Genomic DNA, 21528 nt, shown 5'->3' with positions numbered 1-21528 from the left:
TAAAGTGTAACATATAAGGTATCGAAAAACTTCAATCTCGAAAGGTCGTGACGCTTACGTACCCTTTATGGAAGAAAAACTTAATCATCGTCTGGATCGGTAGCTTTTTGACGGCGGCCTCGATGAGTCTAGTCCTACCGTTCCTCCCCTTGTTCATCGAAGAACTCGGGGTCACCGATTCCGACCAAGTCGTTACGTGGTCCGCGGTCGCATTCGGCGCCACTTTCCTCGTGGCTGCCATCGTCTCCCCGCTGTGGGGACGGCTCGCCGACCAAAAAGGCCGCAAATTGATGCTCATCCGCGCTAGTCTCGGTATGGCCGTCGTCATGACGCTCATCAGTTTCGTCCAAGACGTGTATCAGCTCGTCGGTTTACGGCTCTTAATGGGTGCCGTATCCGGATTTATCTCGGCGGGGATCACCCTCGTCGCTTCACAAACGCCTAAAGAGAAAAGTGGCTGGGCGCTCGGCACACTGTCGACCGGTGGCATCACCGGCGGACTCCTCGGTCCCTTGATTGGAGGACTCCTCGCAGACTTGATTGGGCTTCGACCCGTTTTTCTCTTGACCGGCAGTGCCTTATTCATCACGTTCCTCATCACACTCGTGTTCGTCAAAGAGGACTTTGTGCCGGTGGCGCGCGAGCGGCTTGATTCGACGCGATCGATGATCGCCTCGCTCCGTAACCCGCAACTCATATTTAGTCTGTTTCTGACGACGTTCTTAATCACGTTCTCGGCCCAATCGATTGGCCCGCTGTTGACGCTGTATGTCCGGGAATTGAACCCGTATACGACGTCGCTCGCCTTTATCGCAGGGATCGTCGCGTCAGCTCCTGGTGTGGCCGCCCTCATTTCCGCACAACGTCTCGGTCGGCTCTCCGACCGCTACGGGGCCGAACGCATCCTGTTCTGGGCGCTCATCGTCTATAGCGCCTTCTTGATTCCACAGGCATTCGTGACGTCGACGACACAACTCGTCATCATGCGATTCGGCCTCGGCTTCGCCACGGCGGCACTCATGCCGTCGGTACAGTCGTTACTCCGCCAACATACGCCGAGCCGGGCGACCGGCCGCATCTTCTCTTATAACCAATCGGCCCAGTTCATGGGCAACTTGCTCGGACCGTTGTTCGGTTCGCAAGTCGTCGCCCACTTCGGATTCTCGGCACTGTTTATCGTGACCGGTCTGATTATGCTGATGAACGCCTTCCTGGAAAAATCGAACGTGCAAGTGGCACTCCATCCAAATACGAAATAAACGCCGAGCGGCCGCTCGGCGTTTATTTCGTTATAGTAAATCGGCGGCCAACCGGGCGAGCGACGAGCGCTCCCCTTTGATGAGTTGGACGTGTCCGAATACGTTTTGACCTTTGAAGCGTTCGACGGCGTACGTGAGACCGTTCGAATACTCGTCCAAATACGGATGGTCGATTTGATACGGGTCCCCGACGAGGACGATTTTCGAGTTCTCGCCGACTCGGGTCAGAATCGTCTTAATCTCATGTTTCGTCAAGTTTTGGGCCTCGTCGATGATAATGAACTGATCCGGCATGCTGCGGCCACGGATATACGTGAGCGCCTCGAGCTGAATCGATTTGATGCCGGCCAAGATGTTCCCGAGTTCGTCTTTCGAGTTGGCGTTGAACAAGAACTCCAAGTTATCATAAATCGGCTGCATCCATGGCCGGAGCTTCTCTTCCATCTCACCGGGCAAATAACCGATATCGTTCCCCATCGGGACGACCGGTCGGGCCACGACGAGCTTGTTGAAGCGACGTTCGTCTTCGACGAGCGACAGGCCTGCCGCGAGCGCGAGCAACGTCTTCCCGGTACCGGCCTTCCCGAGCAATGTCACGAACGGAATATCGTCCCGCAACAACAAGTCGAGCGCCATCCGTTGCTGGACGTTACGAGGATGGATGCCCCACACGTGTTCGACGTCTAGCGAGAGCGGACGGAGGATCGGTTGCAACCCATCGACGACCGCGAGTGCGCTCGCTTTCGAGACGTTACTCTTTAAGACGACGAATGAGTTCGGATATAGCTGATTTTTTGAAACGGCTTCTAGCGGAAGCTGTCGGACTTTATAAAATTCATCGATGATGGCTTGATCGACTTCGATTTCACGATAGCCGGCGTATAAATTCGTCGTATCGACGATATGGTCGGTCAAGTAATCCTCGGCTTCAATGCCGATGGCGTCCGCTTTGACACGGACGAGTATATCTTTCGAGACGACCACGACTTTACGGGTCCGGTCGTGCTCGTATTGTTTCATCAGTCCAAGTGCCACGGTCAGGATACGATTGTCGTTCGTCATGACGTCGAACGGGAAATCGACAGTATGCTCGTGACCGATCTCGACGAACAATCGTCCGCCGTTCTCGAGCGGGACCCCGTCGTGCAGTTTACCGGTCGTCCGCAATTGATCGAGCACGCGCGCCGTTTCTCGGGCGTTGCGGCCGACTTCATCCATATTACGTTTTTTACCGTCAAGCTCTTCTAAAACGATGGCGGGAATGACGACATCGTGCTCATCGAATTGGAACAAGGATAGTGGGTCGTGTAAGAGTACGTTCGTATCGAGCACATACGTTTTTTTCATAGACTTTGCCGCCCCTCGAAAATTGTTGGTGATCAAGAATTCAAACTCTCCTTGACTTCACGGTCCAACTTTTCTGCTGCTTCGACATCGTACGTCTTGACGATGTCCGGTTGTCCATAAGTCGCCCCGTAAAAGGAAATGTTACGGACCTCTTCGACTTTCCCTTCAAAAAAGCGAAGGTGTAACGCCGGCTTCACGCTCGGCTCGAATTCGTGTACGTGTGACAGGGCGATACTGTAGGCAAGTCCCCCTTCAAGAAAGATGAGACTCGCTGTCTTCTCATACGAGAGCAACGTGATCACATGCGAATTCTTCGTCAACGCCAAGCGAATCGTCCTCTCGTTCGGCGCTTGCACCCAGCTGATCGCATGGGTGATCGGCCACCGTTTCGGCTCATCAAACGTGACTAAGAACGTCAACGGCATCTCGTTCAATACGTCTTGTTGCGCCCTCGAAAGTTCGAACGCAGCTTTACTCGCCATAGACTCCCCTCCTCCCGAACGGGTATACGAAATGGATTCGCCCTTACAAACCTCTTTCCCTGCTTTTCTCTCCTGAAATCATGCTATAATCAACGAAGAGGAAGGTGAGACCATGCGCGTAAAGTGCTCTCTTTGTGACAAAATCGATACGATTGATTCGTGGTCGTTCGAAGCGAAACGACTTCGTAATAAACCTGCTAAAACGTATATGTGCCAGACGTGTCAAGAACGCATCACCGCGCGAACAGCGGAGCGTGCCGCGACCGGCCAATTCCACCTATATCCATCGTTCCGCCAAAAACGGAGATGGTAAGCAAAAATGGACGTTTCGCCCGAGGGCGAAGCGTCCATTTTTTAATGTGATTCGATGCCTTGTCGACGGTTCCACCAAAGGCGGCCCCGGTAGATTGCCAAGACGACAGCCATGACAAGGAGAACTTCTGGAATCGGCCATGTGAAGAAGACGAGCGCCATCGTGCCTGCCCCGAGTGCGAGCAGCATATAGACGACGAGTGATTTCCACCACGTCAATTGTTTCGCAAAACCTAATTTAAACACAAGGATTGTTAATAAGATGACCGTGATGATTAACGCGTTGAACCCGACCGAGAAGTCGTTCGCGTCACTGCCGACACCAAGTAGCGAGGCAATCCACGGCACATCAATTTGTGTGATGTCCATCGTTTGAGAAGCTTTCAAGCTGATAATCCCCCTTTATTTCCTACACAACCATTCTACACTATCCAAAACAAAAGGGAACGCCTAGGCGCTCCCTTTTTTAAGACTTATTCTTTACCAAGTTTACGACGCTTGTCAGCTTTCTCGCGTTCGTTCTTATTCAAGACTTTTTTACGGAGACGGATTGACTCCGGCGTGATTTCACAGTACTCATCATCGTTCAAGAACGTGAGCGATTCTTCGAGTGAGAAGACGCGTGGACGTTTCAAGACTTGTGTCGAGTCTTTTGCTGAAGCACGCATGTTCGTCAACTGTTTCCCTTTGACGGCGTTGATTGCGAGGTCGACGTCACGGTTACATTCACCGATAATCATTCCCTCGTATACTTCTACACCTGGCTCGATGAAGATCGTTCCACGGTCTTCAAGGGCACCGATCGAGTAAGCCGTCGACTTACCAGGTTCGATACAAACCATGACACCACTGCGGCGTCCGCCGATGTCAGCAGCGATGAACGGGCGGTACTCTTCGAACGTGTGGTTCAAGATTCCGTATCCGCGTGTCGCTGACAAGAACTCGTTACGATAGCCGATGAGACCACGTGAAGGAACGATGAATTCCATACGTGTTTGACCGTTGTCGTTCGTGTTCATGTTGGCAAGTTCACCTTTACGGAGACCGATTGATTCCATGACTGAACCTGTGTACTCTTCTGGCACGTCAACGATGACGCGTTCGAACGGCTCAATTTTCGTACCATCTTCGTCTTCACGAATGATAACTTGTGGTTTCGAAACTTGAAGTTCGTAGCCTTCACGACGCATGTTCTCGATCAAGATCCCGAGGTGAAGCTCACCGCGGCCTGAAACGACCCATTGGTCAGGTGAATCAGTGTTCTCGACACGGAGTGAAACGTCCGTCTCGAGTTGTTTCATCAAACGCTCTTCGATTTTACGTGCCGTCACGAAATCGCCTTCGCGTCCTGCGAACGGTGAGTTGTTTGTCATGAAACGCATTTGAAGCGTCGGCTCATCGATGCGGAGAAGCGGAAGTGGCTCTTCTTTACCGACTGGCGTGACCGTCTCACCGACGTTGATGTCTTCCATCCCAGCGATGGCAATCAAGTCACCAGCTTTGGCTTCTTCGATTTCAACACGTTTGAGGCCAAAGTAACCGAACAATTTAGTGACGCGCAATTGTTTGATTGATCCGTCTGTTTTGCAAAGTGACACTGATTCGCCGACTTTGATTTTCCCACGGAAGACGCGACCGACACCAATTCGGCCGAGGTAGTTGTCGTAGTCGAGCATCGTGACTTGGAACTGAAGCGGCTCATCCGAGTTATCGATTGGTGCCGGTGTGTTCTCAAGAATCGTGTCGAGCACGTACGTGATTGTATCTTCTTGCTTCTCTGGATCAGGATCGAACGAACTTGAACCGCTGACAGCAGACGTATAGACGACAGGGAATTCAAGTTGATCTTCATCTGCTCCAAGGTCGATCAACAAGTCGACAACTTCGTCGACGACGTCGAGTGGGCGTACCATCGGCTTGTCGATTTTGTTAACGACAACGATTGGACGGAGACCTTGGTCGAGTGCTTTTTTCAATACGAAACGCGTTTGCGGCATGCAGCCTTCACGTGCATCGACAACGAGGATAACGCCGTCAACCATACGCATGATACGCTCTACTTCACCACCGAAATCGGCGTGACCTGGTGTATCAACAATGTTGATGCGTGTATCTTTATAATCGATTGCCGTGTTTTTCGCGAGAATCGTGATTCCGCGTTCACGTTCGATGTCGTTCGAGTCCATGGCGCGTTCTGCGACCATTTCGTTTGTCCGGAATGTACCAGACTGTTTCAATAATTCATCGACGAGCGTTGTTTTACCGTGGTCAACGTGGGCGATGATGGCTACGTTCCGAAGGTTAGTTCTTACATTCATGTAGTTAGTCCTCTCTTATTTAAAAAAGTTTCATCTTTTATTCAACTTTAAGAGTATAGCACACGTCCCACCACCTTTGTCGAGTGTTATCAACTGTTAACGTTTTCAAACGCATCATTTTTGACTACAATGAAGAAGACTAGCGAAAGAAGGGGGAATCTCCATGCAACTCATGTTCGTTTTAATCGCGACCGCGGTCGTCGCCGGCTTCGTCGGTATCGGCATCGGTGTCGCTGAAGGAAGTGCCGCCATCATCATCGGCAGTCTCGCCTTGAGCGGCATCGCCACATTTTTTGGAATCAACTTGCGCCGCCGGGTCCTCTCGAACCGACGTCCATAACACAAGGCCCGGGCAAAACGCCCGGGCCTTCTTTATGATTTTGTCCTTTTTGCGCCCACGCTTATAGGTCGCGCTTCAGACAGATGCGGTCACGCAAGGCGAGCCCGTCCTCTTCGATTGGCGGATAACCGTGGTCCGGGAAGTAATCCCGCTCGACTGATTCAAAGCGGAAACCGGCTTGTTGATAGAAGCGCAACTGGACGATGCTCGAGTTGCCCGTACAGACGAGCATTTGCTTCGCCCCGCTGCTCTCGGCCCGACGAATCGCGTCTTGGAGCAGGCGTTGCCCGATCGTCTGGTTCTGCCGTTCCGGTTTGACGGCGATATTGACGAGCTCGATTAACGTCTCGCTGCGTTTGACGAGCATGTACGCCCCGACACGTTCCCCGCCGAGCGTGGCCTCATATGTCGTCCCGGCTTTGTATTGATCGCGGACCATCGTTTCATTCGGGTTGGCCAGGACGAGCAAGTCACGGACGCGGTCGTAAGACCCGTTGATTCCAATTTGCAAGTCCGGCTTCACTTCAGGGGTCGCGCCCTTGGCGATGACGTAATGCTTCACCACGTCCTTGACGAACGTCTCGCTCCCCGCGAGAACGGACGTCTTCCCGTCATAACGGACCGGCTCCCCATAAATCGAGACGACCCGTCCCCCGACTTCTTCGACGAGCAGTTTACCGGCAGCATAGTCCCACGGCATATTGCGCATCGTGATATACCCGTCGACTCGTCCCGCTGCGAGCCAGGCGAGTTCGAGCGAGGCGGCCCCATGCGCCCGCGTGCCGACGGAATCGCGCACAATCGGCGCGAGCACTTCCGGTGCAATTTGCTGATTCGGCGTCACCCATGTCGCGTTCATACTGAGGAAAGCATCCCGGACGTGGTGCTCTTTGATGGTCGGGAGTTTCCGGCCGTTCAGCGTCGTCCCGACGCCACGGCGTGCGACGAACAGCTCATCCGCCATCACATCGTAAACGAAGCCGTACTCGACGACCCCATCGACCATGATGGCAATCGAGATGGCGAACATCCGCTTTTGATGGATGAAGTTCAATGTGCCGTCAATCGGGTCGACGAACCAGATCGTGCCCGACAAATCATCCGGTTCCGTCGAGATACCCTCTTCCCCGATAATATGATGCTCGGGATACGACTCACGAATCCGGTCGACAATCAACTGTTCGACGGCCCGATCGATTTCCGTGACCAAATCACCTTTCCCCGTCTTGCGTTCGATTCGATAGCTCTCGTCAATCTGTAAGCGGATATATTCCCCTGCCTGTTTAATCAAGTCAATCGCGAACCATTCCAACATGTTTATCACCTCTATTATGTATTGTACCAAACAAAAACCAGTATCCGCATGGAATACTGGTTGAATGGGTGGTTGTGGGTCAGGCTTCGAGACGCAATAGTTCTTGGCGATATTTCTCTAACCGATGCTTGCTAGCCTGGACAGTGGCATCATCTTGTGACGCCATTGCATCGAAGAGCGTTGCCAATTCATAATCAATCTCTAAGCGCAGCACCGGAATCCGTTTTTCTGCGTCTTTTCTTTTGAATGCCTCGATCACTTGTTTCATGAGATGCCACACTCCTTTAGTTGGGCTACAAGTTACGGTTTAGTAAGTTGAATTGAGTATATCAGATGAGATTCAAAAAAGAAAGATAATTGTCTGACTATTTTGAATTTTTTATCTTAGTGAGTATATTCCCATTTCAACTAAGCCTAAACCTGATTGAACTGTTAATGATATGTACCCTATTTATTAGAGAAATAACAAAAAAAGCATGAGAAAACGGTTACGTCCTCCCATGCTTTCCAGCAGTTACAACTTTATAATCTTTGCATTTGATTTTAGGGCCGCTTGGACCGTACGATAGGTAGAGTATCCGGTCTGCTCATCGTGAACGGCACTCAGCTGTTTCTCTTCTGACTTCGACGTCACGATTTGTTTGAACGACCGATACGCGTCCAAAAACGACTCCCGGTCGACACCGCCTTCATTGGCCAAGGCGACTTGGTTATAGAACTCGACGACTTCAATCAGTTCATCTGTCGTCCAGTCCGGATTAATCGGATAGTTGATTTGCATATTCTTCACCTCGACAACCATTGTATCAACAAAAAAAACTATTGCAAGTTGGGATAGAAATCACTATAGTTTTTTTGTTGCATTGTTTTTGAATCGAAATGTTCAGATTGCCCAAAGCTTGAAACCAAACCGACAACCCATATACACACTGTTATCAAGGAGGACTTACTATTGAAACTTAAAGGTGCTACACAGCTCGAGACACCGCTCTTTGACACGTTGCTCACGCATGTGGATACGAACCCGATCGCGTTCCATATCCCTGGCCATAAAGGCGGAAAAGGGATGGACCCTCAATTCCGTGACTTCATCGGCGAAAACGCCTTGAAGATCGATTTGATCAACATCGCCCCGCTCGATGATCTCCATCATCCGAAAGCGTCGATTGCCGAGGCCGAGCGCCTCGCTGCCGAGGCGTTCCGTGCCGACGAGACGTTCTTCTCGGTCCAAGGGACGTCGAGTGCCATCATGGCGATGATCATGGGCGTCGTCGGTCCGAACGAGAAAATCATCGTTCCCCGGAACGTGCATAAATCCGTCATGTCCGCCCTCATCTTGACCGGGGCCCACCCGGTCTTCATCCATCCGGAATATGATGAGACGTACGGGATTGCCCACGGGATCACAGCAAGCGCCGTCGAACGCGCCCTCGAGATGCACCCGGACACGAAAGCAGTCCTCGTCATCAACCCGACCTACTTCGGCATCGCCGGTGACTTAGAGCGCATCGTCGCCGTCGCCCATGCGCAAGACGTACCGGTCCTCGTTGATGAGGCACACGGTGTCCACTTGCCGTTCCACGACGAGCTCCCGCTCTCGGCGATGCAAGCCGGAGCGGACGTCGCGGCCACGAGCGTACACAAGCTCGGCGGCTCGATGACGGGAAGTTCGATTTTGAACGTCCGTCGCGGTCTCGTCTCCCCGGAACGGATTCAAGCAATGTTGTCGATGATTACGACGACGTCGACCTCTTACCTCCTCCTCGCGTCGCTCGACGCGGCCCGTCGTCAATTGGCGACTAAAGGAGAAGCGATGAACGAACGTGCCCTCACGCTCGCACGTACGGCTCGTACGGCCATCGACAATATGCCGCACTTATCGGTATACGGTCACGCCGAACTCCATTCAGAGTCGACGCACGCGCTCGACGAGACGAAAATCCTCGTCTCTGTCCGTGAGCTCGGGATCACCGGCTTTGAAGTCGAGAAGTATTTGCGTGAGACGCATCGCATCGAAGTCGAGATGTCAGATTTGTTGAACGTACTGTTCATCGTGACGAGCGCCGACGACGAATCGACGATTCAAGCGTTGATTGACGGCATGCGTGACGTCGTATCGGTTTACGATCAGTCAGGAAACGATTCACTATCGATCATGCTCCCTGAGATTCCACCGCTTGCACTCAGCCCGCGTGACGCGTTCTACGAGGAGACGGAGACGATTCCGCTCGAGAACGCCGTCGGACGCATCTCGGCCGAGTTCATCATGGTGTATCCACCAGGAATCCCGATCATCATCCCGGGAGAACTCATCACGACTTCGACGCTCGACTATATCATGGCGAACATCGAGGCCGGTCTTCCCGTCCAAGGACTTGAAGATGAATCGCTTCAAATGATTAAAGTCATCCAACAGACAAAAGCCATCCGTTAAGACGAAAGCGAGCCGGTCCATATGGACCGGCTCGCTTTGTGTCATCAAAAGAAAAGGTAGCTTATGATGATCGAATTGCTTCCCCTACGTACCATTATAAGAAAACGCTTACATTTTTTCAAGGGTAGAATTTGGCGATTGTTCTTGTTCTTGCCCACTTTCGTCCAGACAGAGTCGTAAAAACTCGGCGACGTGATCTGTATCACGCAACGCGATCCCGAGCATCGGATACAGTTGTCTCGGTTCTTCGAGCGCATGGATGTCAAGAAGGGCAGACTGCCCGGTCTGCATACAGACGACGAGCACTTTTCCCATGAATTGATGCGTATACACAAAGCCGAAATCATAACGTGACGTCTCGGTCTCGATTCCCGTGAAGCGGACACGGCTCGTCTCAGAGACGGTATATAACAATTCTTCATCGAACGCCATCATCGTTCCCTCCTTTCTCACTTCATTCCTTATTTTCCTTTATACTGAACGTACGAAACATAAGGAGGACGACTTATGAAGATTCGAAAAGCGAACGAACAAGATTGCGACGAACTGGTGCGACTCATGCGGCAATTATGGCCAGACGCGTCTGAAGCCGAACTGATCCCTGAGGTGCGGCTCGGGATTCGTTCCGGCAAGATGCACTATTTTATCGCGGAAACGGATGAAGCGGTCGGCTTTTGCCAGCTCAGCTTCCGTCATGACTACGTCCCCGGAACGACCTCTTCCCCGACCGCCTTTTTAGAAAGGATTTATGTCGTCGAAACCGCGCGGCAGCAAGACGTGGCGACACGGCTCGTCGAAGCCGCCTCCGCCTACGCCCGGTCGAAAGGATGCGACGAGCTCGCCTCCGATACGGAAGTCGAGAACGACGGCAGCCAACGGTTCCATGAACGCATCGGCTTCCGAGAAGTCGAACGGACCGTCCATTACGTAAAAAAAAAGCTCTCTCGCGAGTAAGCGAGAGAGCTTTTGACTTATTTAACGACGTGGATTGGCATACCCATTGCGATTTCTGCCGCTTCCATTGCCATCTCACCGAGTGATGGGTGAGCATGGATTGTAAGCGCGATATCTTCTGCAGTCATGCCTGCTTCGATGGCGAGACCAAGCTCGGCAATCATGTCTGAAGCGCCAGTTCCCGCGATTTGAGCACCGATCAAGAGACCGTCCTCTTTACGCGTGATGAGCTTCATAAAGCCGTCTGGCTCGTCAAGAGCGAGGGCGCGGCCGTTCGCTGCGAATGGGAATTTCGATACAGTGATCTCAAGTCCTTCTTCTTTTGCGAGTGGCTCTGTGTAACCGACTGTTGCAAGTTCAGGGTCAGTGAAGACGACCGCTGGGATTGCTGAGTAGTCGAGGTAAGCTGGCTTACCGGCAGCTGCCTCCGCTGCGACTTTCGCTTCGTAAGAAGCTTTGTGCGCGAGCGGTGGTCCTGGTACGATGTCGCCGATTGCGTAGATGTTTTCGTTCGACGTTTTGCACTGGTCGTCGATTTCGATGATGCCGCGGTCGCTGATTTTAACTTCCGCGTTTTCGAGACCGATGTCGCCAGTGTTTGGACGACGGCCGACTGTGACGAGGACGTAGTCCGCTTCAACAGACTGCTCTTCGCCGTTCACTTCAAACTTAACTGTTACGCCGTCTTCTGTTTCCTCGACGCCTTTTGCAAGAGCGTTCGTGTGAATCGTGACGTTGCCTTTTTGTTTGAGTTTCTTTTTGACGATTTGCGTCATTTGTGGCTCGAAGCCAGACAAGATGTCGCTTGCGCCTTCAACGACGACGACTTCTGTATCGAAGTTCGCGTACGCTGTGCCGAGCTCCATACCGATGTATCCGCCGCCGATGACGACGAGTTTCTTCGGTACTTCAGGAAGAGCCAATGCGCCAGTTGAAGAAAGGACGCGTTTTGACCATTTGAACGATGGAATCTCGATAGGTGTTGAACCAGTCGCGATGATCGCTTTTTTGAACTTGTAAGGAGTCGAGCTATCTTCTGTGATGACACGTACTGTGTCTTCAGATGCGAAGAAAGCTTCACCTTGAACGATTTCAATCTTGTTACCTTTCAAAAGGCCTTTGACGCCGCCAGTCAATTTGTTGACGACCGACTGTTTCCAGTCTTGGACTTTTGTGAAGTCGACTGACACGTTATCAGACGTGATCCCCATTGAAGAGTGACCTTTAGCGTGCTGGAAGTTGTGACCAGCAGTGATCAATGCTTTCGATGGGATACAACCGACGTTCAAGCAGACGCCACCAAAGTTTCCTTTTTCGACGATTGTGACTTTAAGGCCGAGTTGTGCGCCACGGATGGCTGCGACGTATCCACCAGGACCGGCGCCGATGACAAGCAAATCAGTTTCTTGTGCGAATTCTCCTACTACCATGTTCTTATCCCTCCATCATTAGAAGTGCTGGATCTTGAAGCAAGCGTTTCACCATGTTGAGTGCGTTTTGAGCTGTTGCACCGTCGATGAGGCGGTGGTCAAAGCTGAATGAAAGCGCGAGGACTGGAGCCGCTACGATTTCACCGTCTTTGACGACAGCTTTTTCAGCGATGCGGCCGATACCGAGAATTGCAACTTCTGGGTGGTTGATGACAGGTGTGAACCATTGTCCACCAGCTGAACCGATGTTCGTGATTGTGATCGATCCGCCTTTCATGTCGTCCCCAGCAAGTTTGCCTTCACGTGCTTTACCGGCAAGCTCATTGATGTTTGTAGCGAGTGCATAGATTGATTTACGGTCCGCTTCTTTGACGACAGGAACAACGAGACCGTTGTCCGTATCAGCAGCGATACCGATGTTGTAGTAGTTTTTGTAGACGATTTCTTCGTTCACATCGTCGATTGACGCGTTGATCGCTGGGTAAGCTTTCGCTGCAGCAGTCAATGCTTTAACGACGAACGGCAAGTACGTGAGTTTCACGCCTTGGTCAGCAGCCACTTGTTTGAACTCTTTACGGAGTGCGACGAGTTTCGTGACGTCGACTTCGTCCATGAGTGTAACGTGTGGAGCTGTGTGCTTCGAGTTAACCATTGCTTTCGAGATCGCTTTACGGATACCACGGATTTTCTCACGCGTTTCGAGTTCAGGCGTTGCTGACTCGTAAGGTTTGATTTCCGTTTTCGCAGCCGCTGCTGGAGCTACAGATTCTGTTTTCTCTGTTGTAGCTTCTGCTGTTGGTGCTTCACCGTTTGCGAATGCATCGATGTCTTCTTTCAAGACGCGGCCGTTGTCGCCAGAACCTTGGACTTCACGGATGTCGACGCCTTTTTCACGAGCGTATTTGCGGATTGAAGGCATTGCGATGACGCGCTCCGATTTGTGAAGTTGAACTTCACGCGGGCCGTCTTCTTTCACGTCTTCTTTCACATCTTCAGTCTTCTCTTCAGCTTTAGGCTGTTCAGGAGCTGCTTCTTCTTCACCGGCTGGTGCGTCACCTTCGATATCGAACGTGATGAGGACGTCGCCGACGACCGCAACTGTACCTTCAGAGACTTTGACTTCTTTAACTGTTCCATCAACTGGAGCTGGAATCTCAACGACGGCTTTGTCGTTTTGTACTTCAAGAAGAATGTCATCTTCTTTTACTGTATCCCCTGCTTTTACGAACCACTTGACGATTTCACCTTCGTGAATTCCTTCACCGATGTCTGGTAATTTAAATTCAAATACTGCCACTGGTTTTTCCTCCCATCAATTAATCATGTAAACACAATGAGGGAGACAATTCTCCCTCATCGTTAAATGAACACGATCAGAAGTTGATAACTTCCTTAACTTTTGCAACGACATCTTTATGGTCAGGTAACCATGCGTCTTCACCTTGTGCGAAAGCGAAGACTGTGTCTGGTGCAGTTACACGAAGCACTGGTGCCTCGAGGTGAAGAATTGCGCGTTCTTGAATTTCAGTTACGACGTTAGCCGCAATCCCTGCTTGACGTTGTGCTTCTTGAACGACGATCGCACGGCCAGTCTTTTTAACAGACTCGACGATTGTATCGATATCAAGTGGGCTCACTGTCATGAGGTCGATGACTTCGACGTTGATGTTTTCTTTTTCGAGCTCTTCTGCCGCTTTGAGTGACGTGTGGACCATTGCACCGTAAGTGATGATCGAAACGTCAGTTCCTTCGCGTTTCACGTCTGCTTTTCCAAGCTCGATCGTGTATTCGCCTTCTGGAACTTCGCCACGGAATGAACGGTAAAGTTTCATGTGCTCTAGGAATACGACTGGGTCGTTGTCACGGATTGCTGAGATCAAAAGACCTTTTGCATCGTATGGCGTTGACGGGATGACGACTTTAAGACCAGGTGTCTGAGCCATCAAGCCTTCAAGGCTATCCGCGTGAAGTTCTGGTGTTTTAACACCGCCACCGAATGGTGAACGGATTGTGATTGGCTGGCTGTAAGCGCCGCCTGAACGGTAACGCATACGCGCCATTTGAGCTGCGATCGAGTCGAACACTTCGAATACGAATCCGAAGAATTGAACTTCCATGATCGGACGGAAGCCTGTAAGACCGAGACCGATGGCAAGACCACCGATACCAGACTCAGCAAGCGGCGTGTCGAAGACACGGTCTTCGCCGAGCTCGTCTTGGAGACCTTCCGTTGCACGGAAAACCCCACCGTTTTTACCAACGTCTTCTCCGAAAAGAAGTACTTTCTCGTCGCGCTTCATTTCAACGCGCATCGCATCAGTAATCGCTTGGATCATTGTCATTTGAGCCATAACTTACTTCGACTCCTTTGCTGTATATTCTTCAAGCTGCTCTTTCAAGTTTGAAGGAAGTGTTTCGAACATGTTGTTGATGAAGTCCGAAACTTTTTGTTTTGGTTCTTTGTCAGCGAGGCTGATCGCTTCTTTCACGTCTGCTTTCGCTTGTTCGATGACTTCATTCTCCATGTCTTCGCTCCAAAGCTTCTTGCCTTCGAGGAAGAGGCGGAAACGAACGAGTGGATCTTTCTCTTGGTACTCTGTATCGAGTTCTTTTGTACGGTAACGCGTTGGGTCATCCCCTGCGAGCGTATGTGGTCCGTAACGGTATGTGAGTGCTTCGATGAGCGTCGGAGTTCCGTCAAGTGCGTCTTTACGCGCTTGTTGTGTTGCGGCGAGGACAGCAAGAACGTCCATTCCGTCAACTTGGATTCCGTTGATTCCCGCTGCGACAGCTTTTTGCGCGATCGTTTTAGCTGCAGTTTGCTTCTCAACAGGTGTCGAGATGGCAAAGCGGTTGTTTTGAACGACGAAGATGGCTGGTGATTTGAATGCACCCGCGAAGTTCAATCCTTCGTAGAAGTCACCTTGTGATGAACCACCGTCACCCGTGTAAGTAATGGCGACGTTTGTGTTGCCGTTGCGTTTGAGGCCCATTGCCACACCCGCAGTTTGAATGATTTGTGCCCCGATGATGATTTGCGGCATCAAGACGTTAACGTCTTCAGGAATTCGGTTACCTGCGACGTGACCACGTGAGAACAAGAACGCTTGATAAAGCGGAAGTCCGTGGAATACGAGTTGCGGGATATCACGGTAGCCTGGAAGAATCCAGTCTTGTTTGTCGAGCGCATATTGCGTCCCGATCATCGTTGCTTCTTGACCAGCCACTGGCGCGTAGAAACCTAGGCGTCCTTGACGGTTGAGCGAGATGGCACGTTGGTCCCAGATTCGTGTATAGACCATGCGGCGCATAAGCTCCTGAAGTTGCTCGTCCGTTACATCTGGCATTGCGTCTTGGTTGACGACCTCGCCCTTCTCGTCGAGAATACGGAACGTTTGGAAGTTTTCTTCCACGTTTTGAAGTACCTGAACGTTGTTCATTCGTTTCACCTCATCCTTTCAACTATGAGACAATTGTCTTTTTTGTGATCAAACACTACCTCAAATCTTAAGTGTATCTGTCCAAAAAAGCAATCTGTATTAACGTGATTCAGGAAAGTTACACTTATCCTGCCGTTTCCTAGTCAGTATAAAACGGGTTGTTATAATAACGCAAAAAATATGCTCACTCTATAAAAACGCTTACATCAACACATCTTTTCCCTTATTTCGCCTCTGTATCATTTTCATTTCACCTTCTGTACCATCTAAGCGAAATGACTAATAAATATGATATAATTGGTCATATCGCAATGGGAAAGGAAGTTTTGCATGTTAACGATGAAAGATGTGATTCGTGAAGGAGACGAGCGGCTCCGCGCCCGCTCAATCGAAGTGCCGGTCCCACCGACGGCAGAAGACCTCGCGCTACTCGACGAGATGGAGACGTTCCTCGTCAACAGCCAAGATCCAGAGATGAGCGCGAAGTATGAACTTCGGGGCGGTGTCGGCATCGCCGCACCACAACTCGGCGTCAATCGCCGTTTCTTCACGGTCTTGCTCCATGAAGAAGAAGAGACGTTCAAACTATCCATCTTCAATCCGAAGATTACGAGTCACTCGGTCGAACAGACGTATTTGAATGGCGGTGAAGGCTGTCTCTCTGTCGACCGTGTCGTCAAAGGCAACGTCCCCCGCTATCGTCGCATCACAATCGAAGGGTTCGACCGTGACGGCGCCCCGATTAAATTGCGGCTCCGCGGTATGCGCGCCATCGTCTGTCAACATGAGCTCGACCATTTAGATGGGGTGCTCTTCTACGACCGCATCAACACGACTAACCCGTTAGAGACCTACGGTGAGCCGATTTGAGGTGACGAGCTTGAAGAAAAAGGCACTGTTGTTAGTATTCCCATTTCTGTTTCTTTTAATCGGGGGATGTGTCCGAATCGAATATGATGCGACCGTCCACTACGACCAATCGGTCACGTTAGAGACGACGTATGCTTTCCGCGACCATCCGGTCATGAAGCTGCTCAATTTGCGGCTCGATTGGGATACATGGAAACAACAGGCGAATGAGAACGGGTATGCGACACGTGACTACTCGAGTCAAGACGACTATGAAGGCATGGTGCTCAAGAAGACGTTCGACAACGTCGATGACCTCCAAAACATTAAAGAGGAGTGGAAGACCGGCCCGGCCGGTATCCTCGTCCCACCTGATATGAAGTTTGATGTCGACAAAGAAGATGGGATTTGGTTTGACTCATACGTCATGAACACGAACCTCGACCTGCGGCTCGACCGCGTCGATTTGCCAGGTCTGAATTTAAGCGGCTCCCCGAAACAACTGGCCGAACGTTACGTTCGTCAAGCCGATATCCGGTTCAATCTGACCGTGCCGACCGGGGTGTTCGTCGAAGACGGTACTGGACTCGATGTACGGTCGATGAAACATGTCGAGTGGCAAGTTTACGGTGGCCGTCAAAATAATATGACGCTCGTCGCCCACGTGCCGAACGTCAAGGCGTGGATTATCACAGGCGTCATCATCGTCGTCCTTGGCCTGGTCGCTTTCTTTGTTTGGCGGAAATATCGTCAAAACGTCGGCGATCCGGACAAGACGTCGATTCGTTCTCGCATCTTCGGCGGCTTCATCCTCGTCTTGACCCTCGCGTTGATGATCGTGACGATTCGAGACGAGTTGACGACGGAACGGAAATCTGAGGCGATTCGCCAGGCGGCGCAGACGGACGAGTTCATCCCGACGTTCGCCGTTCACGGCTTGCTCGGGACCGACCGCACATTCCTCCGCTTCTCGCAGTATATGGAACAGCGTGGGCTGGCGAAAGATGGTGCGCTCTGTACCGTGACGGTGAAAGGCGCGGCCGATTGCGTCATCAATGACTACAGCTCGAACCGACCGATTGTCCGGATTGAATATGAGGATGCCGAGGCATCGCTCAACAACCAGACGAAGTGGTTGAATGCGGCGATCGAACGCTATAAACAGGAACGAAACCGTTCGTTCGACCGGATGTATTTGATCGGTCACAGCATGGGCGGTGTGGCGGCAGCGAACTATATCTTGAATCAAGACGAATACATCGTCGATAAGTTCGTGACGTATGATAGTCCGTTCGCCGGAACACGACTTGCCAACTTCGGTCTGTCCGCCAGTAATTTCGGGATCAATACCGGCAGTCCTGCCATCCGGGATTTGTCCCCGAGTTCTGACGGGTTGCAGGCGTTCCAAGAAAAACTTGAGACGTGGCCACGCTCCGTCCAAGTGTTCTCCTTCTCGGGACGCGGTGGCGAGTTCAACTTGATTGAGCCAGCGAGTTCGCTCTTGCTCGAAGAATATACGAACAACATCGAGACGGAAACCGTCCCATACGATCACTTCTCGCTCCACCGGAAGACAGACGTCCTCCGCGACACGGGCCGGTTCCTTTACGAGTTCACGAACGAATTCAATCCAGTCGAAACGAAATGATGAAAACCCGCCTTCACATATTATGAGGGCGGGTTTTGTTCGTCGTCATGTCGATGGTAGCCCGTCCACAACAAAGCCCACCTTCACAGGAAGGCGGGCTTGTGTCAGTAGGTCATCGTCCAAGTGAGTTTCTGGATCCAATAAATCACATACTTTCCGATTGGCAAATCGGTCTGAATCTCATCATAGGCGAGCGTATACGTTCCTTGCTCGTTGTTCCAGAGACGCTTGAAGTACCCGTCGACCTCGCGGATGAACGCTGTCTCCTCGGTCGTGACGACTTCGACATCCGCCTCCAAGTTGTAATCGTTCATGTTGCGGGTCGTATAGTTGCCCGACCCGATGACGACGACTCGACGGTCCCCTTCCACGTACAGCATCTTCGGGTGGTACTGCTCTTCGCCGACTTCGTACCACCGAATCTCGATTTGCTCCGGGTTCACCGTGTTCAATTCCGCGGCGACCGGCAAGTTCGGCAATCCTGACTTGTCGCGCCCGAACGCGTTCGTATTCGGGTCAAGAATCAGTTTGACGAAGACGCCGCGCTCGGCGGCCTCATGAATGGCTTGAATGATGTTTCGGTCGGCCAAGTAGAACATGCCGATCCAAATCGTCTCACCTGATTCCGCTTCTTCCATCGCCTTGATGACGGCGTCCTGAATCTTGGATTCCGTGACGTAGCGGATTTGCATCGGGCCTTCCGACGGCTCGTCGCGCAGATTCGCGAGTTTCTCCTCGCTCGGGAAACGTTCGGCATCCCCTTTCGAGAACGTCGCGATCGCTTCCTCCCCTTCGAGGATGTCCGCTAAAATCGGGCCATCGAGCCGCACCCCGACGTTTGAATGATACCCGCTCGCATCATGCGGGTTGGCCGATAAGACGAAGCCGTCATTCTCGGTCACCATCACTTTGCGGTGGTTCGCTTTCACGTTCAACAGCCGTAAATACGACCGGATCGTGATGTCCGGTGCCGATTTGGCCATCGGGTTCGGCAACCAGCCGTTCTGGCTGTCCCCGAACCATTGGAACCCGATCCGATACAGCGTCGAGTATAAGATGTTCGGGTCGCGGAGCGCATCGAGGTTCGTGTAGACGATTTCCGCGCCCGCTTCCTTCAAGACGTCGAGATGATCGGACGCGTGTCCGTTATAGGTCGTATTGATTTCATCCGTGATTAAGACGACGTTCATGTCCGGATAGGCTTCCATCTGTTCGAGCAAAGCCGATGACAGTTTGGCCGTGATGTCCGGATATTGCCGGTCTTCATTCGAATATGGGTTGAATAAGAAAAAGTCCATGACGATATATTCCCGCGCCTCGCGGATTGACCGCTCGACGTCTTGAAAAATCTCTTGCTCGTTCACTTCCGTGTCTTCCCCTTGATACGTCAAATCAAATAAAAAATCGATTTGGTCATCCGAAATCGCGACCGGTTCCGACGCACGCGACACGCCGTCCGGCAACGGTTTGACTTGATGGTATACCATCGTGATGAGGAAGAGTAAGGCGAATGCGGCCAGGCCCCATTTCAACCAACCTTTCTTCCGTTTCTTGCGTTCCATCAGACACCATCTCCTTTATCTTTGTCCTCTAAAAAACGGGCTGTAGTCCCCTACAGCCCGCTCGTTCATACTTCCATGATGATCGGAAGAACCATTGGGTGTCTTCGTGTTTTTTGTGCCAAGTATGGCGTGAGTGTATCCGAGACGAGTTGTTTCAACTCCGACCACTTCATCTGTTTGTTCGACAACCCTTGCTCGACCGTCTTCTTGAGCAAGCGCTCGCCGTCACGAATCAAGCTGCCCGATTCGCGCATATAGACGAAGCCGCGTGAAATGATATCCGGACCTGAGACGAGTTTACGTGTCTTGCCGTCGATGCTGATGACGACGACGACGAGTCCGTCCTCTGAAAGGATGCGGCGATCGCGCAAGACGATATTGCCGATGTCCCCGATGCCGTTTCCGTCGACGTACACGGCGTTGGCCGAGATTTTCCCGGTGATGGCGGCCGAGTCGGCGTCGACGGCGAGCACTTCACCGTTATCCATGATGAAGCTGTTCTCTTTCGGGATGCCGACCGATTCGGCGAGTTCGGCGTGTTTCACCAACATGCGATACTCCCCGTGAATCGGCATAAAGAATTTCGGGTTGAGCAAGCGGATCATGAGCAATTGCTCTTGTTGCGACCCGTGACCCGACGTGTGGATGTTCGTCAATTTTCCGTAAACGACGTCCGCGCCGGCTTTATACAATTGGTCGATCGTTTTCCCGACCGAAATGGCGTTACCCGGAATCGGAGATGACGAGAAGATGACCGTGTCGCCAGGAATGATCGATACTTGACGGTGTGTTCCGTTGGCGATGCGGCTGAGCGCAGCCATCGGCTCACCTTGCGAACCGGTACAAAGAATCGCCACTTCATGCGGCTCGTAGTTCCGTAACTGATTCGCTTCGACGATCATGCCTTTCGGGACGTTGATGAAGCCGAGTTCTTGCCCGATCGTCATGACCTTGTCCATCGAGCGGCCGAAGATGGCCAAATGACGGCCTGTTTCGGCACACGCATCGACGACTTGTTGCAAGCGGTAGATGTTCGAGGCGAACGTCGCGAAGATGACGCGCCCTTCGGCTTTCCGGAACGTCTCACTGATCGTGCCGCCGACAACTTTTTCACTCATCGTGAAGCCTTCGACTTCTGCGTTCGTCGAATCGGACAAGAGGCAAAGCACGCCTTCTTTCCCGATGTCTGCCATCTTGGCAATGTCAGCCGGTTCGCCGACCGGTGTGAAGTCGAACTTAAAGTCACCGGTATGGACGATATTCCCTTGTGGCGTCTTCACGACGACACCGAGCGAGTTCGGAATCGAGTGAGTCGTGCGGAAGAATGAGATGCTCGTCTTTCTGAACTTGACGATGGCGTCCTCATCAATCTCATGCAGTTCCGCTTCCCGGAGCAACCCGTGCTCTTCGAGTTTCACTTTAATCAAGCCGAGCGCGAGTTTCGTCGCGTAAATCGGAAGCTTCACTTGTTTCAAGAGAAACGGGATGCCGCCGATATGGTCTTCGTGACCGTGGGTGATGAACACCCCTTTGACTTTGTCTTTGTTTTTAATCAAGTATGAGTAATCAGGGATCACGTAGTCGATTCCAAGCAAGTCATCCTCCGGGAACATGACGCCCGCATCGATGACGATGATTTCATCTTGGAATTGAACAACGTACGTGTTCTTCCCGATTTCTCCGAGTCCGCCTAGTGCGAACACAGCTGTTTGGTGGTTCTTTACAAACTTCATTTAATCTCTCCTTACTACAAGTAGTTGATGTTCATCTATGTGAAACATAAGTGATTCTCGCAATATAATTACGTTCCGTAAGATTCTTTCTTCATTATAGCTCAT

Annotated in this window: 21 protein-coding genes; 7 read left to right on the top strand and 14 right to left on the bottom strand. The window is 51.6% G+C overall.

Annotated elements, in window-relative coordinates; genetic code table 11:
• Nucleotides 1-47: 47 nt before the first annotated feature.
• Nucleotides 48-1259, top strand: a complete 1212-nt coding sequence (locus KNP71_RS01045) for a multidrug efflux MFS transporter (protein ID WP_051627736.1) — start codon at nucleotides 48-50, stop codon at nucleotides 1257-1259.
• A 30-nt stretch (nucleotides 1260-1289) separates the two neighbouring features.
• Here KNP71_RS01045 and KNP71_RS01040 read toward each other — a convergent pair whose 3' ends face one another.
• Nucleotides 1290-2606, bottom strand: coding sequence for a PhoH family protein (locus KNP71_RS01040; RefSeq protein ID WP_021067008.1), 1317 nt, complete (start codon nucleotides 2604-2606; stop codon nucleotides 1290-1292).
• A 32-nt stretch (nucleotides 2607-2638) separates the two neighbouring features.
• Complete coding sequence (locus KNP71_RS01035) at nucleotides 2639-3088, bottom strand: PNPOx family protein (protein WP_021067007.1); 450 nt, start codon at nucleotides 3086-3088, stop codon at nucleotides 2639-2641.
• Between the two features lie 112 nt (nucleotides 3089-3200).
• Here KNP71_RS01035 and KNP71_RS01030 point away from each other — a divergent pair, with 112 nt between their 5' ends.
• Nucleotides 3201-3401, top strand: coding sequence for a YlaI family protein (locus tag KNP71_RS01030; protein ID WP_021067006.1), 201 nt, complete (start codon nucleotides 3201-3203; stop codon nucleotides 3399-3401).
• A gap of 41 nt (nucleotides 3402-3442) precedes the next feature.
• Here the strand turns inward: KNP71_RS01030 and KNP71_RS01025 are convergent, their stop codons facing one another.
• A complete protein-coding gene (locus tag KNP71_RS01025; protein ID WP_235045181.1) occupies nucleotides 3443-3787 on the bottom strand; it encodes a YlaH-like family protein in 345 nt (114 codons plus the stop codon).
• Nucleotides 3788-3873: 86 nt separating this feature from the next.
• The gene (gene typA / locus KNP71_RS01020) at nucleotides 3874-5718 is read right to left on the bottom strand and encodes a translational GTPase TypA (protein WP_021067004.1); all 1845 of its coding nucleotides are present in this window, start codon (nucleotides 5716-5718) and stop codon (nucleotides 3874-3876) included.
• A gap of 163 nt (nucleotides 5719-5881) precedes the next feature.
• Between typA and KNP71_RS01015 the strand changes: the two genes are divergently transcribed.
• Complete coding sequence (locus tag KNP71_RS01015; RefSeq protein ID WP_021067003.1) at nucleotides 5882-6058, top strand: hypothetical protein; 177 nt, start codon at nucleotides 5882-5884, stop codon at nucleotides 6056-6058.
• A 61-nt stretch (nucleotides 6059-6119) separates the two neighbouring features.
• Here the strand turns inward: KNP71_RS01015 and KNP71_RS01010 are convergent, their stop codons facing one another.
• From KNP71_RS01010 to KNP71_RS01000, 3 genes are all read right to left on the bottom strand, one after another.
• Complete coding sequence (locus KNP71_RS01010; protein ID WP_214829851.1) at nucleotides 6120-7373, bottom strand: inositol monophosphatase family protein; 1254 nt, start codon at nucleotides 7371-7373, stop codon at nucleotides 6120-6122.
• Between the two features lie 79 nt (nucleotides 7374-7452).
• Nucleotides 7453-7641, bottom strand: coding sequence for a hypothetical protein (locus tag KNP71_RS01005; RefSeq protein WP_015881266.1), 189 nt, complete (start codon nucleotides 7639-7641; stop codon nucleotides 7453-7455).
• 246 nt (nucleotides 7642-7887) lie between these two features.
• Nucleotides 7888-8154 carry a UPF0223 family protein gene (locus KNP71_RS01000; RefSeq protein ID WP_021067001.1) on the bottom strand — a complete coding sequence of 89 codons (267 nt, stop codon included), beginning with the start codon at nucleotides 8152-8154 and terminating at the stop codon, nucleotides 7888-7890.
• A gap of 171 nt (nucleotides 8155-8325) precedes the next feature.
• Between KNP71_RS01000 and KNP71_RS00995 the strand changes: the two genes are divergently transcribed.
• On the top strand, nucleotides 8326-9807 hold the full coding sequence (locus KNP71_RS00995; protein WP_131471128.1) for an aminotransferase class I/II-fold pyridoxal phosphate-dependent enzyme: 1482 nt from the start codon (nucleotides 8326-8328) through the stop codon (nucleotides 9805-9807).
• Nucleotides 9808-9915: 108 nt separating this feature from the next.
• Here KNP71_RS00995 and KNP71_RS00990 read toward each other — a convergent pair whose 3' ends face one another.
• Nucleotides 9916-10239: a DUF3055 domain-containing protein gene (locus KNP71_RS00990; protein WP_021066999.1), complete on the bottom strand. Its 324-nt coding sequence runs from the start codon at nucleotides 10237-10239 to the stop codon at nucleotides 9916-9918.
• 75 nt (nucleotides 10240-10314) lie between these two features.
• Between KNP71_RS00990 and aac(6') the strand changes: the two genes are divergently transcribed.
• Nucleotides 10315-10761, top strand: a complete 447-nt coding sequence (gene aac(6') / locus KNP71_RS00985) for an aminoglycoside 6'-N-acetyltransferase (protein WP_214829848.1) — start codon at nucleotides 10315-10317, stop codon at nucleotides 10759-10761.
• Nucleotides 10762-10778: 17 nt separating this feature from the next.
• Here the strand turns inward: aac(6') and lpdA are convergent, their stop codons facing one another.
• The 4 genes from lpdA to pdhA all read right to left on the bottom strand — a co-directional run bounded on the left by lpdA (nucleotide 10779) and on the right by pdhA (nucleotide 15631).
• Nucleotides 10779-12191: a dihydrolipoyl dehydrogenase gene (gene lpdA / locus KNP71_RS00980; protein ID WP_021066997.1), complete on the bottom strand. Its 1413-nt coding sequence runs from the start codon at nucleotides 12189-12191 to the stop codon at nucleotides 10779-10781.
• A 4-nt stretch (nucleotides 12192-12195) separates the two neighbouring features.
• A complete protein-coding gene (locus KNP71_RS00975) occupies nucleotides 12196-13488 on the bottom strand; it encodes a dihydrolipoamide acetyltransferase family protein (RefSeq protein WP_021066996.1) in 1293 nt (430 codons plus the stop codon).
• 76 nt (nucleotides 13489-13564) lie between these two features.
• A complete protein-coding gene (locus tag KNP71_RS00970) occupies nucleotides 13565-14542 on the bottom strand; it encodes an alpha-ketoacid dehydrogenase subunit beta (protein WP_021066995.1) in 978 nt (325 codons plus the stop codon).
• A gap of 3 nt (nucleotides 14543-14545) precedes the next feature.
• Nucleotides 14546-15631 (bottom strand): pyruvate dehydrogenase (acetyl-transferring) E1 component subunit alpha, encoded by a 1086-nt coding sequence (pdhA, locus tag KNP71_RS00965; RefSeq protein ID WP_021066994.1) that lies wholly within the window; start codon nucleotides 15629-15631, stop codon nucleotides 14546-14548.
• A gap of 330 nt (nucleotides 15632-15961) precedes the next feature.
• Between pdhA and def the strand changes: the two genes are divergently transcribed.
• Together def and KNP71_RS00955 are read left to right on the top strand one after the other, a co-directional pair.
• Complete coding sequence (gene def, locus KNP71_RS00960) at nucleotides 15962-16501, top strand: peptide deformylase (RefSeq protein WP_021066993.1); 540 nt, start codon at nucleotides 15962-15964, stop codon at nucleotides 16499-16501.
• Between the two features lies 1 nt (nucleotide 16502).
• Nucleotides 16503-18128, top strand: coding sequence for an alpha/beta hydrolase (locus KNP71_RS00955; protein ID WP_029595760.1), 1626 nt, complete (start codon nucleotides 16503-16505; stop codon nucleotides 18126-18128).
• Between the two features lie 104 nt (nucleotides 18129-18232).
• Here KNP71_RS00955 and KNP71_RS00950 read toward each other — a convergent pair whose 3' ends face one another.
• Together KNP71_RS00950 and rnjA are read right to left on the bottom strand one after the other, a co-directional pair.
• Nucleotides 18233-19690 carry a phospholipase D family protein gene (locus KNP71_RS00950; protein WP_021066991.1) on the bottom strand — a complete coding sequence of 486 codons (1458 nt, stop codon included), beginning with the start codon at nucleotides 19688-19690 and terminating at the stop codon, nucleotides 18233-18235.
• Nucleotides 19691-19755: 65 nt separating this feature from the next.
• Nucleotides 19756-21423, bottom strand: a complete 1668-nt coding sequence (gene rnjA / locus KNP71_RS00945; RefSeq protein ID WP_021066990.1) for a ribonuclease J1 — start codon at nucleotides 21421-21423, stop codon at nucleotides 19756-19758.
• Nucleotides 21424-21528: the final 105 nt, after the last annotated feature.

This window comes from Exiguobacterium sp. s56 (assembly GCF_018618255.1).
Lineage (GTDB): Bacteria > Bacillota > Bacilli > Exiguobacteriales > Exiguobacteriaceae > Exiguobacterium > Exiguobacterium chiriqhucha.
This window is presented reverse-complemented; position numbering and strand designations above follow the sequence as displayed.